General features: G+C 64.1%; 20 protein-coding genes. 11 read left to right on the forward strand and 9 right to left on the reverse strand.

Annotated features, from left to right (window positions below; genetic code table 11):
* Positions 1-129: 129 nt before the first annotated feature.
* A complete protein-coding gene (locus IVB05_RS05810) occupies positions 130-984 on the reverse strand; it encodes a DNA-binding transcriptional regulator (protein ID WP_247783469.1) in 855 nt (284 codons plus the stop codon).
* Positions 985-1044: 60 nt separating this feature from the next.
* Between IVB05_RS05810 and IVB05_RS05815 the strand changes: the two genes are divergently transcribed.
* From IVB05_RS05815 to IVB05_RS05845, 7 genes are read left to right on the forward strand one after another with little or no spacing between them, the layout of a single operon-like run.
* Positions 1045-1863 (forward strand): aldolase/citrate lyase family protein, encoded by an 819-nt coding sequence (locus IVB05_RS05815; protein ID WP_247783470.1) that lies wholly within the window; start codon positions 1045-1047, stop codon positions 1861-1863.
* Positions 1847-2779, forward strand: coding sequence for a hypothetical protein (locus tag IVB05_RS05820; protein WP_247783471.1), 933 nt, complete (start codon positions 1847-1849; stop codon positions 2777-2779). The genes IVB05_RS05815 and IVB05_RS05820 overlap by 17 nt, the downstream gene beginning before the upstream one ends.
* Before the next feature lie 29 nt (positions 2780-2808).
* Complete coding sequence (locus IVB05_RS05825) at positions 2809-3780, forward strand: DUF6282 family protein (RefSeq protein ID WP_247783472.1); 972 nt, start codon at positions 2809-2811, stop codon at positions 3778-3780.
* Between the two features lie 58 nt (positions 3781-3838).
* Positions 3839-4918, forward strand: coding sequence for an alpha/beta fold hydrolase (locus IVB05_RS05830; protein ID WP_247783473.1), 1080 nt, complete (start codon positions 3839-3841; stop codon positions 4916-4918).
* A gap of 43 nt (positions 4919-4961) precedes the next feature.
* A complete protein-coding gene (locus tag IVB05_RS05835; RefSeq protein WP_247783474.1) occupies positions 4962-5930 on the forward strand; it encodes a tripartite tricarboxylate transporter substrate binding protein in 969 nt (322 codons plus the stop codon).
* Positions 5931-5943: 13 nt separating this feature from the next.
* A complete protein-coding gene (locus tag IVB05_RS05840) occupies positions 5944-6705 on the forward strand; it encodes an SDR family oxidoreductase (protein WP_247783475.1) in 762 nt (253 codons plus the stop codon).
* A gap of 48 nt (positions 6706-6753) precedes the next feature.
* On the forward strand, positions 6754-8172 hold the full coding sequence (locus tag IVB05_RS05845; protein ID WP_247783476.1) for an aldehyde dehydrogenase family protein: 1419 nt from the start codon (positions 6754-6756) through the stop codon (positions 8170-8172).
* Positions 8173-8201: 29 nt separating this feature from the next.
* Here IVB05_RS05845 and IVB05_RS05850 read toward each other — a convergent pair whose 3' ends face one another.
* Positions 8202-9131: a helix-turn-helix domain-containing protein gene (locus IVB05_RS05850; protein WP_247783477.1), complete on the reverse strand. Its 930-nt coding sequence runs from the start codon at positions 9129-9131 to the stop codon at positions 8202-8204.
* 166 nt (positions 9132-9297) lie between these two features.
* Here IVB05_RS05850 and IVB05_RS05855 point away from each other — a divergent pair, with 166 nt between their 5' ends.
* Positions 9298-10113 carry a dienelactone hydrolase family protein gene (locus IVB05_RS05855; RefSeq protein ID WP_247783478.1) on the forward strand — a complete coding sequence of 272 codons (816 nt, stop codon included), beginning with the start codon at positions 9298-9300 and terminating at the stop codon, positions 10111-10113.
* 56 nt (positions 10114-10169) lie between these two features.
* Here IVB05_RS05855 and IVB05_RS05860 read toward each other — a convergent pair whose 3' ends face one another.
* Genes IVB05_RS05860 through IVB05_RS05890 form a run of 7 tightly spaced genes read right to left on the reverse strand, consistent with a single transcriptional unit; the run spans position 10170 to position 17967 of the window.
* Positions 10170-10697 (reverse strand): MarR family transcriptional regulator, encoded by a 528-nt coding sequence (locus tag IVB05_RS05860; RefSeq protein WP_247783479.1) that lies wholly within the window; start codon positions 10695-10697, stop codon positions 10170-10172.
* 18 nt (positions 10698-10715) lie between these two features.
* A complete protein-coding gene (locus tag IVB05_RS05865) occupies positions 10716-11450 on the reverse strand; it encodes an SDR family oxidoreductase (RefSeq protein ID WP_247783480.1) in 735 nt (244 codons plus the stop codon).
* Positions 11451-11456: 6 nt separating this feature from the next.
* Positions 11457-11969 carry an aromatic-ring-hydroxylating dioxygenase subunit beta gene (locus IVB05_RS05870; protein WP_247783481.1) on the reverse strand — a complete coding sequence of 171 codons (513 nt, stop codon included), beginning with the start codon at positions 11967-11969 and terminating at the stop codon, positions 11457-11459.
* 1 nt (position 11970) lies between these two features.
* Positions 11971-13284, reverse strand: a complete 1314-nt coding sequence (locus tag IVB05_RS05875; protein WP_247783482.1) for an aromatic ring-hydroxylating dioxygenase subunit alpha — start codon at positions 13282-13284, stop codon at positions 11971-11973.
* A gap of 11 nt (positions 13285-13295) precedes the next feature.
* A complete protein-coding gene (locus IVB05_RS05880) occupies positions 13296-14261 on the reverse strand; it encodes a PDR/VanB family oxidoreductase (protein ID WP_247783483.1) in 966 nt (321 codons plus the stop codon).
* 2 nt (positions 14262-14263) lie between these two features.
* Positions 14264-15808, reverse strand: a complete 1545-nt coding sequence (locus tag IVB05_RS05885) for an indolepyruvate oxidoreductase subunit beta family protein (protein WP_247783484.1) — start codon at positions 15806-15808, stop codon at positions 14264-14266.
* Positions 15805-17967 (reverse strand): indolepyruvate ferredoxin oxidoreductase subunit alpha, encoded by a 2163-nt coding sequence (locus IVB05_RS05890; protein ID WP_247783485.1) that lies wholly within the window; start codon positions 17965-17967, stop codon positions 15805-15807. Before IVB05_RS05890 ends, IVB05_RS05885 begins: the two co-directional genes overlap by 4 nt.
* A 277-nt stretch (positions 17968-18244) precedes the next feature.
* Here IVB05_RS05890 and IVB05_RS05895 point away from each other — a divergent pair, with 277 nt between their 5' ends.
* The 3 genes from IVB05_RS05895 to IVB05_RS05905 are packed head-to-tail and all read left to right on the forward strand — an operon-like array spanning position 18245 to position 21038.
* On the forward strand, positions 18245-19420 hold the full coding sequence (locus IVB05_RS05895; RefSeq protein WP_247783486.1) for an acyl-CoA dehydrogenase family protein: 1176 nt from the start codon (positions 18245-18247) through the stop codon (positions 19418-19420).
* A gap of 43 nt (positions 19421-19463) precedes the next feature.
* Positions 19464-19868: a RidA family protein gene (locus IVB05_RS05900; protein WP_247783487.1), complete on the forward strand. Its 405-nt coding sequence runs from the start codon at positions 19464-19466 to the stop codon at positions 19866-19868.
* A 42-nt stretch (positions 19869-19910) separates the two neighbouring features.
* A complete protein-coding gene (locus IVB05_RS05905) occupies positions 19911-21038 on the forward strand; it encodes a cupin domain-containing protein (RefSeq protein ID WP_247783488.1) in 1128 nt (375 codons plus the stop codon).
* Positions 21039-21040 lie beyond the last annotated feature (2 nt).

The following is a 21040-nucleotide window of genomic DNA, read 5'->3' on the forward strand; positions in this document are numbered from 1 at the left end:
AAGAGCCTATCGATCCTGGCCGTGGGCGGAAGCGGACCACCGAAATCAGTCCCCAGAAGGAGGCAGGGTTTCGGAATTGCTCAGGGCCGTCAAGGCCAAGCTCGCGGCGGACACGGTCAAGCCTAGCCCCTACTGCTGCAACGACGAGACGCTCGCCGCAATGTTGTCCGCCAGGGCTTTCACAAGAGGCACGTAGCGCTCGACGACGTCCGCGCGGTCGAGCGCCGACGTGAAGTAGGTCATGCCGACGGTTGCGAGCACGCGGTGGTTGACGATGATGGGAACGGCTATCGTGCCGGACGAGCGCGGCTCGACCATCGGGTCGCGTTCGGCAAAACCTTGCTTGCGGATCGTAGCCAGCAAAGCCAACGCTCGTTTGCGCTCGGTGGCGAGCTTGTCTTCGCTCTCCTGCGACCGGGTCAGCATGTCGAGCAGCATCAAGCGTTCGCTCATAGGGCAGAAGGCCAGATAGGCGCGCCCCAGCGCCCGCCCGAGCAGGCTGAGGTGCGTGTTGAGGGTGCCGTGAAACGGCGAGACCGGGCTGTCGGGAATAGTGCTGAAGCGGACCACGACAGAACTCCTGTCGAGGACGGCGATGGCGATCGGCCAGTGATATTGCCGGGTGAAGGCGAGCGCCCACGGGCGTGCGGCCTCCACCACCAGCGGATCGCCGTGAAAGCCGTTGCTCAGCGATTTGACCCGCGAGGCGACCGCGTAGCCGCCCTGCCGCCGGTCGTTGGCGGCATAGCCCATCGCGCACAGCGACTTCATCAACCGCACCACCGTCGATTTCGGCAGCCCCGTCGCCTTGTGCAGGCGATCGATCGAGGTGACGCGGTGGCGATTGAGTTCCTCCAGCAGCAGGAGCGAGCGCGAGGCGGCTTCGACGGTGTTGGTTTTGAGCGGCATATGGAATTCCACCTGGTGGAACGCGGCGGAATAGCTATGGCCGACCGGCGCCCTCCCTGCAATGGTTTTCGCCAAGCGCCACGCCGGAGCCCGTCATCTGAAGGCGGCCCGTGCAGATGGCCGGGAGGAACAGCCGTGTCCGGAGACGTCGTCAGGCCGCATTTTTCATCATTCCGCCGCCGCTTCTCCGCGCGGCAGCACGTCGTCGGCTCGTTCATCAAGACGCCGACCACGCACGCGACCGAGATTTTTGGCGCGCTCGGCTATGATTTCGTCGTGATCGATGAGGAGCACGCGCCGATCGATCGCGCGATGACCGATGTCATGCTGCTGGCCGCGCGCGCCAGCAACCTCGCCGGCATCGTGCGGGTGTCGTCGGATGATCCGGCCAAGATGCTGTCCTGCCTCGACTGCGGCGCAACCGGCGTGCTGGTGCCCCATGTCGCGACCGTCGAGAAGGCGCGCGCGGTTGCGGCTGCCGCGCGATACCGCGGCGGGCGACGGGGCTATTCCGGCTCGGCCCGCGCCGGCGCCTATGGCGGCACGCCGATGTGGGCCCTCGTCGATGAACAGGATGCATCGGTCTGCGCGATCGCGATGATCGAGGATCCCGAAGCGCTCGATCACATCGACGCCATCGCCGCCGTTGACGGAATCCATGGGTTCTTCATCGGCCGTGGCGATCTCACCGTCGCCCTCGGCGCCAAATCGTCGGCCGATGCGTCCGTGAAGGATGCGGTTATCAGGATCATTGCGGCGGCGAAGAAAGCCGTCAAGCCGGTCTGCGTGATGGTCGCGAGCGCAGCGGAAGCCAAGGATTTCGCCGGCCTCGGCGCCAGCGCCTTCATCATCTCGTCCGATCAGGGTCAGATGCGCCGGGCCGCGGCGCAAACGCTCACCGATTTCAAAAACCTCGTGCAAACCACGGATGGCTCACATGTATCACAGCTCTGATCCCCGCGCGGCGCTCGCCGCTGCTCCGGTCGGCACTAAACCCGCCGCCACTCATTTTGCAGGCGCCGAGTATGCGAAATTCTACGAAACGCCGCCGGCCGAGAATCAGAACGGCGCGCGTACCTGGTACGCCCGCGGCCAGAATTTCATCATCGCCTATAGCGACGCCGACAAGGGCGCGGTGCTGAGCCGGGCCGAGCAGCCCGACGAATATGTCGTGCTGCTTCCCGATCCGGGGGCGGGCGCCGAAATCGTGTGGGGCAATGAGCGCAAGGTCGTCAACGGTCACTCCATCACTTTCGTGCCGGCGGGCGCTAGCTCTGTCGCGCTAAAGGGCGCCGCCAAGGTGGTGCGCATGATGACGACGCGATCGGTAGATCTCGCAAGACTGTGCTCAAATGCTGCGTCCTACGCGACGCCGCATCCCAATCTGCCGCCGTTCGAGCCGTGGCCGGAGGCGGCCGCGGGTGCGAAGATCCGCACCTACAGTCTCGACGTCGCGGCAACGCCGGGCCGGTTCGGGCGGATCTTCCGCTGCTCGACCTTCATGGTGAACTTCCTCGAGCCGAAGAACGGTCCGCGCGATCCGGGCAAGATGTCGCCGCATCACCATGACGATTTCGAGCAATGCTCGCTGGCGCTGGCGGGCACCTTCATTCATCACCTGCGCTGGCCCTGGACGACCGACATGGCCCAGTGGCGCAACGACGATCACGAGAGCTGCGGATCGCCTTCCGTCGCCGTGATCCCGCCGCCCTCCATTCACACCTCGCAGGCCGTCGATCCCAAGCTCAACGTTCTCGTCGACATCTTCTGCCCGCCGCGCATGGATTTTTCGGCCAAGCCGGGCTGGGTGCTGAACGAAGACGATTATCCGATGCCCGCGCAAAACCCCGCCGGCAAATCCGCTGGCTGATACGTGCTCAACTGAAAGGGCCCCCGACCATGGCCGACAAGCAAGTGTCTTACCCGACCACCGTGCCGCTGCCGCCGCTGTCGCGAGCCGCGGAAGTCGCTGAGCTTCTGGTTGGCGCGATCGATCTGCACTGCCATAGCGGTCCGGCGGCGATGCCGCGGATTCTCGATCATCACGAGGAACTGCTCGATGCGGCGGCCGCGAAATTCCGTGCCGTGCTCTACAAGGATCACTTCTATGCCGGCATGGCGCATGCGATCCTGCTGGAGAAGTTATTCCCAGAAACCAATGTAAAATTGTTCTCGGGCATTGTGTTGAACAATGCGTCGGGTGGCATCAACCCCCACGCCGTCGACCACGCGATCAAGCTCGGCGGCAAGATCGTCTGGATGCCGACGCTATCGGCGGCGAACCATATCAAGGCCATGGCGAGCGGAATTTCGACCTTTCCAAAGACCTCGCAGAAGATGCTCGATCCGATTCCGCTTTCCGCGCTCGACGCCAACGGCAAGCTCACGGACGACACCAGGGAAGTCATCGATCTCATTGCCGAGGCGGACATCATCCTGGCCGGCGGTCATCTGCCGGCCAGCGAACTGCACATCCTGTTCGACGAGGCGGCGCGGCGCGGCGTCAAGAAGATGATGGTCAATCATCCGACCTACATCGTCGGCTGCAACGACACCGATATCCGGCAACTGGTCGCGATTGGCGTCAAGATGGAACACTCGATCTGCATGTTCATCGAAGGCAAATCCTTAAAGTACAGCCCGGATGATCTCGCGCACCTGATCGAGGTGGCCGGCGTCGACAACACGATCCTGTCGTCCGACCTCGGGCTGCAGGGCTCGCAGCGTCCGGTCGATGGCTTCCGCAGCATCACGCAGATCCTGCTCGACCTGCAGATGCCGCGCCCCGCCATCAGGAAGCTCATCAGCGACAACGCCGCGCGGTTCCTGAATCTTCCGGTGAGCCGGTCGGCCGCGCAGAACGCCGCCTAGCAAGACGAGCGCAAAGACCGCGAAAAGCGGCGCGCATTATTTGGGGAGGAGGCTGATAATGAATTGCGGTAGAAGCCATTTGAAAGGCTGGAAGCAGTTGCAGCCGTTTGCCGCGGCATTGTTGCTTGCCGGACTTGGCAATGCAGCCTTCGCCGAAGAGGGGCGCAAGCCGACGAAGCCGCCGATCATCCTGGAGTCGACGGGCGCGTATGAGGTTGGCGGCAAGGTCGTCGCCAAGTCCGGCGACCCCAGCCAAACTCTCTCCTGCGACCATGGCTACGTCGAATACTTCATCCCCGCGAAAAGGCGCAGCGTCGGCCTGATCATGTGGCACAGCTCCAGCACCAAGGTGTGGGAAAACCGCTGGGACGGCGGCGAAGGTTACAAGAGCATTTTCCTGCGCAAGGGATATCCCGTTTACCTGTGGGACGGCCCGCGCGTCGGCCGCGCGAACTGGAGCTGCGAGCCGATCACCTACACGCCTGATTATTTCGATCAGCGCAACTTTGCCGCCTGGCGTTTCGGCCTGACCTATCTCAACTGGCATCCGGGCCTGCAGTTTCCGACGGCCGACAAGGAAGCCTGGAACCAGGCGACGCGCGCCCGTTACGACGAGTTCGATACCCTCGAGAATGCATTGCTGCAGGCGGAGGCCGGCGGCCAGGCCATCGACAAGATCGGCCCCGTCATTGCCGTCACCAATTCCGCGGGCGGCTGGCGCGCGCTGTTGTCGGCGCTGAAGGCAAAGAGCGACAACATGAAGGGCATCGTTGCCTACGAAACCCCGGGCTTCGTTTTCCCGGAGGGCGAGGGGCCCGAGCCCAAGCCGGATGCGCCGTACGGTCCCAATGCCGTGCCGCTGGCCGAGTTCAAGAAGCTGACAAAGTTTCCGATCCAGATGGTGTTCGGCGACTACACCGACACGCGTCCGATCTGGGCCGCCTCGGTCAAGGTGGCGCGCACCTTCTGCGATATCGTCAATCGTCACGGCGGCGATTGCGAGGTCCTGCTGCTTCCCGATGCGGGCCTGCGCGGCAACACGCACATCGCTTTTGCGGATCTCAATAACGAAGCCGTTGCCGACGAACTATCCAAATGGCTGGGCCGCAAGGGCCTGGACAAGTTTGCTGCAGAATAAGCGCCGGCTCCAACGCGAGCCCCGCACATAACTCGGAGGAAGCATGCGCGTGCTCTGTTTCGGCCTGCTCGGCCTCGCACTTGCCGTTGCGCCATGTCACCACGCCGTCGCGCAGGAGTGGCCGAACCGGCCGGTCACCATGGTGGTGCCGTTCCCGGCCGGCGCTGCCGTTGACACGCTGGCGCGCGCCGTTGCGCACGCGCTGAGCGAAGATTTCGGTAAGCAGTTCATCGTCGAAAACCGTGCGGGCGCGGGCGGCAATCTCGGCGGGACGGCGGTCGCCAAGGCGGCAGCCGACGGCCATACGTGGCTGTTCGGAACGCCGGCGCCGATCGCGCTCAACAAGTTCATGTACAAGGGCCTGGCTTACGATTCCGAGCGGGATTTCACGCCGGTCGTGCTTGTCGCCAAGTCTCCATTGATCATCACGGCGACATCCGACTTTCCGGCGAAGACGCTTCCCGACCTGATCGCCTATGCCAAACAGAATCCGGGCAAGGTCAATGTCGGCCATCCCGGCAACGGCACGCTCGGACACATTACCTCGGCGCTGATCCAGCAGTTTGCCGGCGTGGAGATGACGCATGTGCCTTATCGCGGCTCGGCGCCGCTGATCACGGACCTGCTGGGCGGACAGGTCAATGTCGCCATGGATTTCATGCCGACCTATCTGCCGCTGGTGGCTACCGGCAAGGTCCGCGCGCTTGCCGTGACGACGAGCCAGCGCGTCGCGCAACTGCCCGATGTGCCGACCGTGCAGGAAGCGGGATTCAAGGGTTTCGAGGCGACCGCGTGGTACGCGATCGTAGCTCCTACCGGTACGCCGCAGGACATCGTGAGCAAGGTGAACAACGCGGTGAACGCTTTCCTGAAGAGCGACAAGGGCAAGACCATCCTCGAACAAAACTCGCTGCAAGGCGTTGGCGGCTCTCCTGATGACCTCAAGGCGTTCATCGACGGCGAACGCGCCAAATGGCGTCCCGTGATCGAGGCCGCAAAGATCGCGATGTGAGGCCGCTGAAAGAATGACTGGTATTGAAATTCCTGCGCTGTCGATTCCGAAAGTTGCGCTCGTTACGGGCGGCAACAGTGGCATCGGCAAGGCGACGGCGGCGCGCCTTGCCGCCATGGGTTCCGCTGTCGTGGTCGGCTACAATAGTCGCCGCGCGCAGGCCGAAGAGGTGGTCGGGGCCTTGCAAGGCCACGGGCATCTCGCGATGCGCATCGCGATCGACGATCCGTCTTCCATCTCTGAGGCCGCGACGGCCGTGGACCAGCTGCACGGGCGGCTCGATGTGCTGGTCAACTGCGGAGGCGCCACGACCCCAGTACCCGCTAATGATTTCGACGGATTGACGGACGATATCTTCGACCGCACCGTTTCGCTCAATCTGCGCGGTCCATTCGCCATGGTTCGTGCCTTCCGTCCGCTGCTGGAACGCGGCAGTGGCGCTGCCATCGTGAACATTTCGTCGATTGCGGCGCGCACGGGCTTGGGCAGCAGCCTGGCTTATCTGGCTGCAAAGGCGGGCCTCGACGCGCTCACGATCGCGCTTGCAAAAGTGCTTGCGCCGAAAATCCGCGTGTTCTCCGTCTCGCCAGCCGGCGTGGACACGGATTTTGTCGCCGGCCGGACCCGCGAGCAGCTTCAGAAAACCGCGGAGAGACTGCCGCTCGCCCACGTCACTACGCCCGACGATGTCGCGAGGGCGGCGGTCGCCTGCATCGTCAACCTGACCAGTTCGACGGGAATTGTGGTGCCGGTGGATGAGGGCAGGCACCTCTAGAAACACGCCGCAAACGGTAGCGCGGTGTAACGTCGTGGACGGGAAACAATGGAAAAATTGAAATTCTATATCGACGGCGCCTGGGTAGATCCCGCCGCGCTATCAACGCTTGGAATAGTAAACCCCGCGACGGAGGAGACATTCGCGCAGATCAGCCTCGGCTCGAAGTCCGATGTGGACCAGGCCGCCAAGGCAGCGCGCCGCGCTTTCGCGACCTATTCCGTAACGAGCGTCGAGGAGCGTCTGCGCTGGCTCCAGAGGATCATCGAGGGCTTTAGGGCGCGTCTGCCGGAACTGGCGCGGATGATGACCTTGGAGATGGGCGCGCCGATCACGTTTGCGACCGAGCGTCAAGCAACCGTCGCGCTGTTTCATTTCGAGGAAGCGGCGCGCGTGCTTGCGAATTACAAGTTCGAGGAGCGGATGGGGAACGGGATCGTCCGCCGCGAGCCGATCGGTGTCTGCGGACTGATCACGCCGTGGAACTGGCCGCTGAACCAGGTTGCCTCCAAGGTCGCGCCGGCGCTCGCCACAGGCTGCACCGTCGTCCTGAAACCCAGCGAGATCGCGCCGCTCAGCGCGATGTTGTTTGCGGAGATCGTCGACGACGCGGGTATTCCGGCGGGCGTCTTCAATCTCGTCAACGGCGACGGACCCACGGTGGGCGAGGCGATCGCCGCCCACCCCGAGATCGACATGGTGTCGTTCACTGGATCGACGGCGGCTGGTGTAAGAGTGGCCAAGCTTGCGGCAGATACGGTCAAGCGCGTCGCGCAGGAACTGGGCGGCAAATCCGCCAACATCATCCTTGCCGATGCCGACCTGAAAGCCGCCGTGATCCAGGGCGTTCACGCCTGTTACACAAACGCCGGCCAAAACTGCCAGTCTCCCACGCGCATGCTCATCCCTCGCGCGCAGCGGGATGCGGCATTCGCGGCAGCGCGCGAGGCTGTCGGCACGATTCGACTGGGAGACCCGCTCGATCCGGCGTCCACCATGGGCCCGCTGGTCAGCCAGGCGCAGTTTGAGAAAGTGCAGGATCTCATCCAGTCCGGCGTTGATGAGGGCGCGACGCTGGTAGCTGGCGGAACGGGGCGGCCATCCGACGTCAACCGTGGATACTATGTTCGCCCGACCGTCTTCGGTGATGTGACGCCGCAAATGAAGATTGCGCGTGAGGAGATTTTTGGTCCCGTGCTGTCGATCATGAGCTATGACACAGAGGACGAGGCGATCGAGATCGCCAATGACACGCCGTTCGGACTGGCGGGCTTCGTGCAGTCCAGGGACATTGACCGTGCCCGCGCCGTCGCCAACCGCATCCGCGCGGGGCGCGTCTATCTCAACGGGGCTCCTTTCGACCGCAGCCTTCCGTTCGGGGGCTACAAGCAGTCCGGCAATGGGCGTGAGTTCGGGGTGTTCGGGTTTGAAGAATATCTCGAGGTGAAGGCCATGCTGGGCTACTGAGGCTGGCGCATCGCGAGCGAAGGAGACGCTCAAGCGGTGGGACGGAAATGTCCGGGCGGATGTTTCGTATCGCGCCGGATCAGCCGGCGAAGCGTGGAAGGCTCCGCATAACCGACCCGCCGCGCGATCTCGTCGACCGACAGGCGCGTGGTCTCAAGCAGCAACCGCGCGGTCTCCAGCCTGATCCGCTGCACGAACTGAATCGGTGAAACGCCGCATGTCGCTGCGACTCGCCGGGCAAATGTCCGTGGCGCCAGCGCGACGGCTTCGGCCAGTTCCTCTATCGCAAAGTCGCGCGCGATGTTGTCGCGCACCCATTTCTCGGCCGTGGCAATCCTGGGATCCTGGCTCGCCAGATAGTTGATCGCCATGAATGGCGCCTGCGAGCGCCGTTCATCGAGCAGGAGATAGTTGGCGCAGGCCTTCGCCAGGCTTGGTCCAGCGAACCGGCCGACGACCGCGAGCATCAGGTCCATCTGCGCCATGGCCGCGCCACCGGTTGCGATCGGCCAATCGGCAACGACCATCTGCTCTGTCAGCAGTTCGACGGCGGGATAGCGCCGCCGGAACAACGGCGCGAACCACCATGTCGTGGTCGCCCGCCGGCCGTCGAGCAAGCCCGTCTCAGCCAGCAGAAAAGTGCTCGCGCAGGACGCGGCCAGCATGGCACCGCGTCCGTGCGCTCGCCTCAGCATGTCGCCCGCACGCCGGCACGCCGGGCCCTTCAACTTCGCGTCGAGTGCCTCCGCCGTCGGCGTTCCAAGACCGGGGACGATGACGAGTTCGATTCCGCGCAGGTCGACATTGTTACGGCGGGATCCGCAACGCACCGTCGTAACCTTGAAGGGCGGAACGCGCTTCACAGCGCTGATCCGGTTGGCCGTTGCCATCACGTCGTGGGTGATGGCCGCGCTCGAGGCCATGCACCCCTCGATCTCGAGAACCGCGACTTTGGTCATGTCAAAAAATACCCGATTAATGTCAATTTTGACACTAGCCGGCCGGCCTCGAAATCGCAATGATATCTGTGGAGACATCGCCCGGAGAGCCTTGGCCGCAGGCATCTCCGGCCGCTGCGCTGCGGCCCTCGTCCGGGTATCCATCGACCAACAAGGAATTGCGCCGATGCCAAAACGGTCCATGAAGCAGGACGATCCGCTTGAGGATTTTACGCGCCGCGACATCACGCTCGATGGCGTCAGCAAGGTCGTCTACGTGGCGGGCACAGGGCCTGCCGTCATCGTGATGACGGAGATGCCGGGCATCAGTCCGCATGTCGCGCGGTTTGCCCGTTGGGTTCGCGACGCCGGCTTCACCGTCTATATGCCGTCGCTGTTCGGCCGCGACGGCGCCGTTCCAGGCGCGGAGGAGGGCGCCACGATCTTTCAGCGCGCCTGCGTAAGCGCCGAGTTTCGCGCCCTGGCCTCAAACGAGTCCAGCCCCGTAACAAAGTGGCTCCGCTCGCTGGCGCGGTTTGCGCATGGCGAGTGCGGCGGCCCCGGCGTCGGCGCCATCGGCATGTGTTTTACGGGAAATTTTGCGTTGACCATGATGCTCGAGCCGTCGATGCTGGCACCGGTGCTCTCGCAGCCATCGCTGCCGTTGAACAATCCGGCAGGCATTGAAATCGCACCCGACGAAGTCAAGGCCGTCCGCGAACGGCTCGAGCGGGAAGATCTGACTGTCATGGCCTATCGCTTCGCGGGCGACAAGTTCTGCATGGCGCAACGCTTCGCGGCCTATAGGGGCGCGCTCGGTGATCGCTTTATCGGGCGGGTGCTTCCGGACAGCGCGGCGAACACCGATCTTGCGCCGTTCTTCGCGCGCCACGTCACGACCCCGCACAGTGTCGTTACCGCGCACCTGATCGACGAAGCGGGCCAGCCGACGATCGCGGCCCGCGACGAGATCCTGGCGTTCTTCGAGCAAAGACTCAAATGAGTCCGGAACTGACTGCGCGATTGCTTGTGTTGCGGTGATGCGGCCTAGCGTCTGGGTCAGGTATGCTTGTCGAGGCGCCGCTTCAGCAGCGTCAGATGCTGCAGCAGATCCGACTGCGCGACGGGCGACAGTTCGCCGATCAGGGCAATCACCCATTCCTCATGCCGGCGCGCCATCCGGCCGAATTCCCTGGCACCCTCCTGCGACAGCCGCAGACGAAAAGTGCGGCGGTCCTCGGAATCGACCTCGCGATGGATGAAGCCATCGGCCTCCAGCTTCTGCACCAGCGCGGTGATCGCGCCGTTCGAAACCATCAGAAGTTGGGAAACTTCAGACATGGTCGCGCCTTCAGGCTTGCGCGTGAGCTGCGCCAACAGGTCGAAGCGGGCCAGCGTGGTGTTGAACTCCTTGCGCAGCCGGGCGTTCAGCGCCTTCTCGATCCGGGTGGCGCAGGAGAGCAGCCGCAGCCAGATGCGCAATTCCAGATGCGCGCCGTCGGATTCGTGCGCCGGCTCGACCGGCCGCAACGCTTGCCCGCGCGCGCCCTTCGCTGATCTGGGCTTTCGTTTGACTGTGGCATCCATGGCTGTGATCTCACCGGGCTAGATGGAAATCGATCCGATGCTGGCTCCGCCGCAGACATAAAGCGTCTGTCCGGTGATGAAGTCGGCATCCGGTGAACTGAAGAAACTGACTGCGCGCGCGACGTCGGCGGATTTGCCGAGGCGGCCGAGCGGAATCGACTGCGCCAGCTTTTTCGCGCGTTCGGATTCCGGCGACATCACGCTCTCGAACATCTCGGTATCTCCGATCGGGCCGGGTGCGACGACATTGACGGTAATGCCAAAGGGGGCAAGCTCCAGCGCCCAGGTCCGCGCCATGCCGATGATGCCGGCCTTGGTCGCCGAATAGACCGTGCGCGTGGCGGCTCCCAGCGCGGCGCGGGACGACAGCAGCACGATACGGCCGAAGCGGGCCTGCTTCATGCCCGGCAGCGCCGCCTGCGCCAGCGCAATCGCGGCGCCGAAATGCAGCTGCGCCAATGCGCCGACGTCCTCGTCAGCGACCTCTTCCAGCGGCTTGGCGCGGATCGCGCCGGCATTGTGCACGACATGCGTGATCGCGACCTTTGCAGCGATCTCGTCCGCGGCCTGCCGCGTCGCCGTCGCATCGAGCAGGTCGACCTCGCGCGAGGAGAGTTTTGGATGGCTCCAGTCGGGCTTGCGCCGCGACAGCGAGATCACGTCATAGCCCTCGGCCAGGAGGCCGCGGGCGATCGCCGCGCCGATGCCGGTATTGCCGCCGCTCACGATCGCCGTGTGGTGGACCACGCTCATTCTCCGTCACATAAAGAGCTGGATGTTGCCGAAGGCAGCATCGCAATTGATCAGGTCGACGCGCTTGAGCTTGATCTTCAGCCTGCCGTTCTCGACGCTCAGATGATGCGTCGCCCAGGCCGCATAGAGTGTCTGCTCTTCCAGGCGCGTCTCCACATAATGCATCGCCGTCCAGGTGACATAGCTGTTGGCAGCGGTGTCGCGCGAATCGACCTGCGGCGTCTGCAGCACGTGATGACAGCGGCTCTTCGGCTTCTGGCTAAAAGTCCGCGCGCCCTTGAGCCGTTCGACCCGGATCGAGAGCAACAGCTTGTCCTCGTACATCAGCGAGCAGGTCAGCCGCGGATCGGTTTGATTCCATTCCAGCGGCATCCAGTAGAAGGCGTCGTCGGCGTACATATCGAGCCATTCGTCGAAACGCTGCTGGTCGATCAGCCGCGCCTCGCGGACGACGAAGTCGATCAATTCCTGGTCCGTAGGAACCGCATTCTTGAGGGGAGCCTCGGCGAGCATGCTCATGTCACATCCCCACCGTCATGAACTTGCTCCAGGCCCGGAACTGATGGCGCATCGGCCACTCGCTGGTCCCGTTGACCGCCACGTTGGTCTGTTCGGCTTCGTCGGGGCTGTAGAGGCGCTGGAGGTTCACCCACTCGTTGCCGTTCGAGTGCAGGCCTTCCTGCGCCCGCTCATACATTTCGAGGTCGTCATGGCCGACGATGGAAGTCGGCGCATTGATGAGGCGGTTGTACATCAGCGTGCGCTCGAGCAACATGTCCGGCGCATCGACGAGCTGGAAGGTCCAGGATTCCACCAGCGTCTTGTTGGCCGCGATCGGCTTGAAGTGCCGCAACAGCTGGATTGGACCTTTGATCATGATGTTGGGGAAATAGACCGTGTTATGTCTGTTTTCGTCCAGGATCGCCTTGGCGCGTTCCTCGCCATAGGCGGCTTTCATCTTCTCGAAATAGCCAGGCACCGCCGAATAGTCGGAATGGATCGAATGATGCACGCCGGTGTGGCCGTGGCCGTTGTCCCAGATCCGGATGCCCATGTTCTCGAAGAACTCGTACGGGCTCATGAAGGGAGCGATGATCTCGACCGCCATCGGCTTCCTGGTGCCGGGCGGCGCCTTCTTCCAGACTTCGACCACGGTCCCGGCCGAGGATTCGTGCGCCACCATCGGATGACAGGTGTCGGTCTGGTTTTCGACCAGCATCTTCCAATTGCAATTGTGCATGTAGCGCAGCACGCCGCCGGCGACCTTGAGCTGGCCGGCCGGCGAACGGTCGACCATGTTGTCGAAGCTCGACAGGCTTTCGCCGAAGAACTCCTCGAAGTCGAGGCCGCCGTCGTTGATCTTGGCGAACACAAAGCCGCGGTAGTTGCGGACATGGCGCACCGGCGCCATTCCGGGCGCGGCGTGGCTCTGTTCGAAGCCGGTGTTCTCGTAGCCCTTCTTCAAGGGGATTGCGAGCAGCGAGCCGTCGGTCTTGAAGCTCCAGGCGTGGTAGGGGCAGCGGAAGAATTTTCCGGTGTTGCCGCAGGTCTCGGACGTGATGCGCGTGCCTTTGTGGGGACAACGGTTGTGCAACACGTGCACCTTGCCATCGGTGTGGCGCACGAGCAGGACCGGCTGCGTGCCGATCGTGGTGCCGAAATAATCGCCGGGATTGGGGACCTGGCTGTCGTGACCGACATAGACCCAGCTGTTCGGGAACATATGCTCCATTTCGAGCTGGAACACCTCTTCGCTCACATAGACGTCGCGGTGAACTTCCTGCTCGCGGACCAGCGCGCGAAGCGCCTCGGCGTTGCCGGCATATCGGGTCATGCGTTCCTCCTTCACAGGTCGAGCACAAGTCTTTTGGTTTTCGCGCGCGAAATGCAGATCTGCATCACCTTGTTCGATGCCTTCTCGCTTTCGCTCAGGATGTAATCGCGATGATCGGGAATGCCCTCGATGACAGTCGTCTGGCAGATCCCGCAATCGCCGCGCTTGCAGTCATGTATCGGGTCCTCGCCGGCCTCGAGCAGCACATCGAGAATGGTCTTGCCGGCGGGAATTTCATAGACGCGGCCGCTGCCCTTGAGTTCGACCTCGAAACTGGTATCGCCGGATTTCTCCTCGGGCGCGGTGAAGATTTCGAAATGCAGCTGTCCCTGCGGCCAGTTCATCTGCCTGGCCAGCGCGATCGCGGCCTCGATCATCGGCAGCGGTCCGCAGAGATAAAGCGGTACGTCGGGCGCCAGCCGGCTCATCAGGCCCTCTAGATCGAAGAAGCGGCCGGCCTCGTCGTCGGCGTGGATGGTCGCGCTAGCGCTGGCCAGCCGCTCGATGTCGCCGAGAAAAGGGAGTTCGCTGCGGCTGCGGCCGGCGTAATAGAACGAGAATGGCCGCTTTGCCGCGCTCAATTCGCAGGCCATCGTAAGCAGCGGCGTCACGCCGATGCCGCCTGCGACCAGCGCGACTTCGCCCGCGCCCGCTTGGAGCGGAAAATTGTTCGCCGGCGGCGAGATCGTCAGGCGATCGCCGGTCTTGAGACCGTGCATAAAGCTGGAGCCGCCGCGGCTCTTGTTTTCCTGCAGCACGGCGATGCGATAGGCAGTCGGATGTTCGGCGGCCGCGCGCGGCGAAATCGTCTCGATCAGCGAATAGGAGCGTCGGCCGACATCGGGCAGATGGACGTCGATATGCGCGCCCGCGGCCCAGCCCGGCATCGGGGCGCCGTTAGCGCGCGCAAGCACGAATTCGCGAATGCGCGGCGTGAGCGCCTCGGCCTTCGACACCACGACTTCGAATTGATCCATCCTCAGGCGTCCTCGAACAGTGTCTCGACGGTGCGTAATGCGCCGTCGAGCTCAGCGCCATCGGCGTCCTTCAGCGCGACCTTGGTCAGCCGCTGTACCCATTCGGCAGCATCGGGCCGGCCGGCCAAGCGGTCGGACGCCTGCATGACCTTGTCGAATTTCGATTCACCGCGGGAATGCGTGTCCGAGTAGCCACCGACGAGACGGCGCGCCTCGCACACGGCGGTCGCGAGCGCTGTATCACTCGCGGCGAATTTCCGGACGCGCTGCGTCCATTGGTCGAGATGGCGCATCTCGCGGGCATGGCGCAGCGTGCGACGACGAAATCGCCGCAGGCCTGCCACGCAGTACAGCATCAGGAACGCCGAGGGCGAGGTCGTGCGCAATTTTCGTCCACGATCGATGAGCTTGCCGAGCCGTTCGCTGCGTTCGACCTTCTCGCCGAGCCGCGGTGGCAAGAGCCCTGCCATCTCCTCGATCCGCGGATGGAAGAATTCGGTGATGGCGAGAAGTTGGTCGTCACCGGCCCGCGCCTCGCGGCGCACCCGATCGAATCGCCCGGCGCGCGTCTTCAAATCCGCCACGCGGATCACGTCGTCATAGGCCATCGCGACGGCGAGATATTTGGCAAAAGCCTGCATCAGCCCGATCGCGTCGCGCGGCATCGCTTCCAGCCGGTCGAGATATTCGCGGCCATAGGCGACGTCCTGATAATCGACCACGCGCTGCAGGCCGGCTGCGACGATGCCGTGCAGCTCTGCCGGCAATTGCCGCGCCCGCGCGACAAGCGCGTCATAATCGGCGTGGCCGATCGGCTCGAGACGCGGAAAGCGTTTGGCGAGCGGCGGCTTTGCCGTCGGCTTGATCTTGGGATCCTGCTTGAGCGTGGCGACGGCGCGCTCGCGGCCGGCGGTGAAGGCGCGCAGGCTGGCATCGACGCCGACGCCGGCCGCCCTGATCGTGGCCTCGAAATCCTCGGTCGTGAAGGGCAGGGCGCCCGAGCCCGCGAGCGCACCGAACAGCACCGAGGAGACGACGCTGCCGGTGGCATCGGCGATCTCGGCCATGTCGAACGCGATGAAGCGGTTGGCCGCGACATTGGCCGCCTCATAGACCTGCGACGCGTCGGCGGTGCCGTCACCGGGCGCGGTCTTCTCGCTCACGGCCAGCGAGCGGTGCGAGGAGCCGATCAAAAGCGTACGGTCGGGCGAAACCAGTCCGCGCAGGATGGCGCGGCCGGCCTCCATCAGTTCGGCGCCGATCACGATGTCGACCTTGCCGGGCGCCGGCATCAGCGACAGCACGGGGTGACGGTCCGGCTTGCCGGCGTCAGGTGCGATCATCTCGATGTAGTAGATGGTAGCGCCGGTGCGCTGGGCGACGCCGGGCACCGAGGTCGATTGCGCGAACCAGCCGCGCCGCTCGGAAAGCGCGACAATCCAGTCGACCAGCACGCCGCCGCCCTGGCCGCCCATTGCGAGCACCGCGATGGTGATGGGCCGAGCCTGACTGAGCGCGATGGAGGAGGGCGCTACGGAGACGTTCATACCGCCTCCTGTTGGAACATGATCCGCCGTCCCGCCCGCCAGCGCTGCAGGGCGCCGATCACACCCCGCCAGATGCGGTCGAGCCGTGCTTCGAAGGCGCTCGGATTGGAAACGATGTCGGCACGGTAGAAGGAGGGACACAAGACGGCGGCGTCCGCGACCTCGCCGCAATGGCCGCACCCGACGCAAGTATTGTCGACGGCGGCGACCGGATTGTCCTTCAACGGATCGGTTGTCGGCTTCACCGACAGCGACGGGCAGCCGGACAGGCGGATACAGGCGTGGTCGCCGGAACAGGTGTCCTCGTCGACACCGAAGCGCTCGCGCACGACGCGCTCGCCGCGCTTGGCGGCTGCGGCCACCAGCGGCTTCACGCGCCGCTGCTTGTTCAGCATGCATTCCGACGAGGCGACGATGATCTTCGGGCCCTTTTCCTCCGTCGTCAGCGCCTCGCGCAGGGTGTCGCGCATGCGCGTGACGTCATAGGTGCGGTCGATCTGGCGCACCCATTTGGCGCCGACGCCCTTCACCGCCTCGACGATCGGATGCTTGGTCGAACGCGAACGGTTGTCGGCGCGCGAGGAGGGGATGTCCTGGCCGCCGGTCGCGGCGGAATAATAATTGTCGACCACGACGATCACGCCGTCATGCTGGTTGAAGACGGCGTTGCCGACGCCGCTGGTCAACCCGTTATGCCAGAAGCCGCCGTCGCCCATCATCGAGATCGAGCGCTTGCTCGCCGCGACGTTGAAGGCGGAGGCCGAGGCCGGGCCGAGCCCGTAGCCCATGGTGGTGGCGCCGATATTGAACGGCGGCAGGATCGAAAACAAATGGCAGCCGATATCGGCGGCGATGTGGTGCGGGCCGAGTTCCTTCTCGACCAGCTTCATTGCGGAAAAGATCGGCCGCTCCGGGCAGCCGGTGCAGAAGCCCGGCGGCCGCGGCGGCACGACGTCGGCCAGCGCGCGGATCTTGTCGTCGACCTCGACACGGTCGATGTTCGGCGCGCGTGCGGCATCGGGAAGCGCATCCGCGCGCCAGCGGCGGATGAAAGCGCCGATCGCCGCGCCCATGACCTGGGCGGTGTATTCGCCGGCCATCAGGAACAGGTCCTTGCCGTGCAGCTTGGCCGGAATGTCGGCGTTGCGCAGGATCTTGTGCAGCGCCTGCTCGATGAATTCGGGCTGGCCCTCCTCGACCATCAGCACGGCCTTCTTAGCCCGGCAGAAGTCGATTACCTCGCGGTCCACGATCGGGTAGGTCACGTTCATTACATAGAGCGGCACCCGCGTCTCGCCCCAGATATCGGCAAGGCCGGCCTCGCGCAGCGCCGTGATGACGCCGTTGTACATGCCGCCCTGCATGATGATGCCGATGTCGTCGATATCGCCGTCGAAGGTCTCGTTCATGCCGCGCGCGTGGATGAATTCGACCGCTGCGGGCCAGCGGTGCTCGATCTTCTCCTTCTCGTGCAGGAACGAGGCCGGCGGCAGCACGATGCGGTTCGTGTCGCGCGACGGCGCATCGAGCGCGCGGGAAAGCGGAAAGGAAGGGCGGACGTTGTCGCGGGTAGCGAAGCGGCCGTGCACATGGCAGGCGCGGATCCGCACCTCCAGCATGACAGGCGTATTCGACGCCTCGGATAGCTCGAAGGAATCGTGCACGGCCTTGACGATGGACGCCACGTTGGGCCGCGGATCGACCAGCCAGAGCTGCGACTTCATCGCAAAGGCATGCGAACGCTCCTGCATGATGGAGGAGCCTTCGCCGTAATCCTCGCCGATGATGATGAGCGCGCCGCCGGTGACGCCGCCTGAGGACAGGTTGGCGAGCGCGTCGGACGCGACGTTGATGCCGACCGGCGCCTTGAACGTGACCGCGCCACGGATCGGATACATCACGGAGGCAGCCAGCGTCGCGGCTGCGGTGGCCTCGCTGGCGCTCGATTCAAAATGCACACCGAGGTCGGAAAGGATATCCTGCGCGTCCGACAGCACGTCCATCAGATGCGAGATCGGCGCGCCCTGGTAGCCGGCGACATAGCTGACGCCGCATTCGAGCAGGGCCTTGGTAATGGCGAGGATACCTTCGCCGCGAAACTCCTGGCCGGCACCCAGCTTCAGGTCTTCCACCTCGCGCGCGAAAGAGCGTTCTGCCATGCTCGCCTCCTCGGCCTTGCGGGGAACTCCGGATGACCGAATATAATTTTAGACATCAAACAAAAATGATGTCAATCGGACTTGCGGGTTTGCGTAAGGCAAAACAGCGTATGTGCATCTATCTGCGATTTTGTAGCCTATTTCGTGAGCTTCATGCACAGCCGGCCGGCGCCAGCGCCGGATCGGCTCGCTTGACAGGATATTTTAGCCATGAAACATTATTGAAGCGCGTCGCGCCTGACGGCGTACGCCAAGGCGGCCTTTGCGGGAGATTGACATGACCCCGGTTTCGCAGTTGCGCGGGCCGTCTCGCGAACATCTCGCGTGGCCGTTCTTCGATTCCCGCCACAGCGATTACGCTGCGGCGCTTGATGCATTTGCAGCCGGTCTTGGCGATACGCACGGCGGTGACGTCGACGAGACCTGCCGTTCGCTCGTGCGCCAGCTAGGCGCTGCGGGGCTGCTGGAGGCATCGGTCGCGGGCGATCGGCCCGATGCGGTGATCGATTCCCGGCAGATTTGTCTGGCCCGCGAGACGCTGGCCTGGCACAGCGGGCTCGCCGATTTCGCTTTTGCGATGCAGGGACTTGGCACCGGGGCGGTGGCGATTGCAGGCTCCCCTGAATTGCGCGCAATGGTGCTGCCGAAGGCACGGCGCGGCGACTGGGTCGCCGCCTTTGCCCTGTCGGAGAAGGAAGCGGGTTCCGACGTTGCCGCGATGGCCTGCAGCGCGCGGCGCGAGGGCGACCACTACATCCTGGATGGCGAGAAGACCTGGATTTCCAACGGCGGCATCGCCGACGTCTATACGCTGTTTGCGCGAACCGGCGAGGCACCGGGCGCGCGGGGCATTTCGGCCTTCGTGGTGCTTCCGGACGATCCTGGATTCTCGATTGCCGACCGCATCGATGTGATGGCGCCGCATCCACTGGCGACGCTGCGTTTCGACGCCTGCCGGATTCCGGCGGCGCGGCTGTTGGGTTCGCCGGGCGAAGGTTTCAAGATCGCGATGCGCACCCTCGATATCTTCCGCGCCTCGGTCGCAGCAGCCGCACTTGGTTTTGCCCGCCGTGCGCTCGACGAGGCAGTGGCGCATGCGCTGTCACGGCGGATGTTCGGCGGCGTGCTCGCCGACCAGCAGTTGACGCAGGCGGCCCTCGGCGACATGGCCGCGGATGTCGATGCCAGCGCGCTCCTCACCTATCGGGCGGCCTGGCGGCGCGACGTGCAGAAATTGCCAACAACGCGTCAGGCGGCGATGGCGAAGATGGTCGCGACTGAAACCGCACAGACCGTAATCGACCGCGCCGTGCAGATGTTCGGCGGCCGAGGTGTGCGCTCCGGCGAGATCGTCGAGCAGCTCTACCGCGAGATTCGCGCGTTGCGCATCTATGAAGGCGCGACCGAAGTCCAGAAACTCATTATCGGACGCGACGTCCTGAAGGTGGGCTAGCCCGCGCGGGTGTCCAGTCGCGTCCTGCTACGGGAGTTAAGAAATGTTCGAGTTCTTGCAGCCGCCCGGTTGGGCCAAGCCGAGCGGTTACGCGAACGGCATCGCCGCCCGCGGCAAGATGATCTTCGTCGCAGGCCAGATTGGCTGGAACGAACAGTGCAAGTTCGAGTCCGACGATTTGGTAGAGCAGATCGGCCAGACCTTGAAGAACGTCGATGCAGTTGTGCGTGCCGGCGGCGCCGGGCCCGAGCATATCGTGTCGATGACGTGGTTCCTGCTCGATCGTAAGGAGTATTCGGCGCGCCTGAAGGAAATCGGCGCGGCCTATCGCGGCGTCATGGGCCGGAACTTTCCGGCCATGACGGCGCTGCAGGTATCGGGGCTGATCGAGGATCGCGCCAAGGTCGAAATCCAGGCGATTGCGATGATACCGGACCAGATGAACTGACAACGCGACGCCGGATACGGCGCCAACTCACAGGAGGGCGACATGGCAACGAAAGCTCGTGAGAACCACCGGGAAGACGTGGCCGGACGGGCCAATGTCGAGGATACGCCTGAATTGCTCGCCTACTATGACCAGCTCGAAAAGCTTGAGGCGGGCGCGCTCTGGACGGTCGCGAACAAGATCGAGCCCTGGCAGCCCAAATCGTCCTCCGTTCCGGTGTTGTGGCGTTATGAGGACCTGCGCGCGCATGTGCTGCGCTCCGTCGAACTGGTGTCGCCGGAGAAGGCCGGGCGGCGCGTCATCTATCTGAACAATCCCGGTAGGCGCGACCACGCCGCCGCGGTCGGCTGGCTGTATTCCGGCCTGCAGGTCATGCATCCGGGCGAGGTCGCGTCCGCCCACGCCCATTCGGCGTCCGCGCTTCGCTTCATCATGGAAGGCGAGGGCGCCTACACCATCGTCGACGGTCACAAGATGACGCTCGGCGCCAACGACTTCGTGCTGACGCCGAACGGTACCTGGCACGAACACGGCGTCTCCAGCGACGGCACGCCCTGCATCTGGCAGGATGGCCTAGACATTCCCCTGGTCAATACGCTCGAAGCTAATTTCTACGTGGTTCATCCCGACCTGCAGCAGAGCGTCGGCTATCCCGTCGACGACATGACGCACACCTGGGGCAGTCCCGGCTTGCGTCCGGCGGGCGCCGAATGGTCCAAGGGATATTCGCCGCTATTGAAATATGAGTGGGGCCCGACCTACGAGGCACTGCAGCGCTATGGCAAGGCCACCGACGGTTCGCCGTATGACGGTATTCTCATGAACTACGTGAATCCGGTGACCGGCGGGCCGGTGATGCAGACGATCGGCGCATCGATGCAGATGCTGCGGCCGGGCGAGAGCACGCGCGCGCATCGTCACACCGGCAGTTTCATCTATCAGGTCGCCAAGGGGCGCGGTCACTCGATCATCGATGGCAAGCGCTTCGACTGGAAGGAGCGCGACATCTTCTGCGTTCCGTCCTGGGCCTGGCACGAACATGTGAACGCCTCCGCCAGCGAGGACGCCTGCCTGTTCACCTTCAACGACCTGCCGGTCATGCACGCGCTCGGGCTCTACCGTGAGGAAGCCTTTGGCGACAATGGCGGCCGGCAGCCCCTCGTAGCTTAGGA

It is taken from the genome of Bradyrhizobium sp. 170 (genome assembly GCF_023101085.1).
In the GTDB taxonomy this organism is placed as follows: Bacteria; Pseudomonadota; Alphaproteobacteria; order Rhizobiales; family Xanthobacteraceae; genus Bradyrhizobium.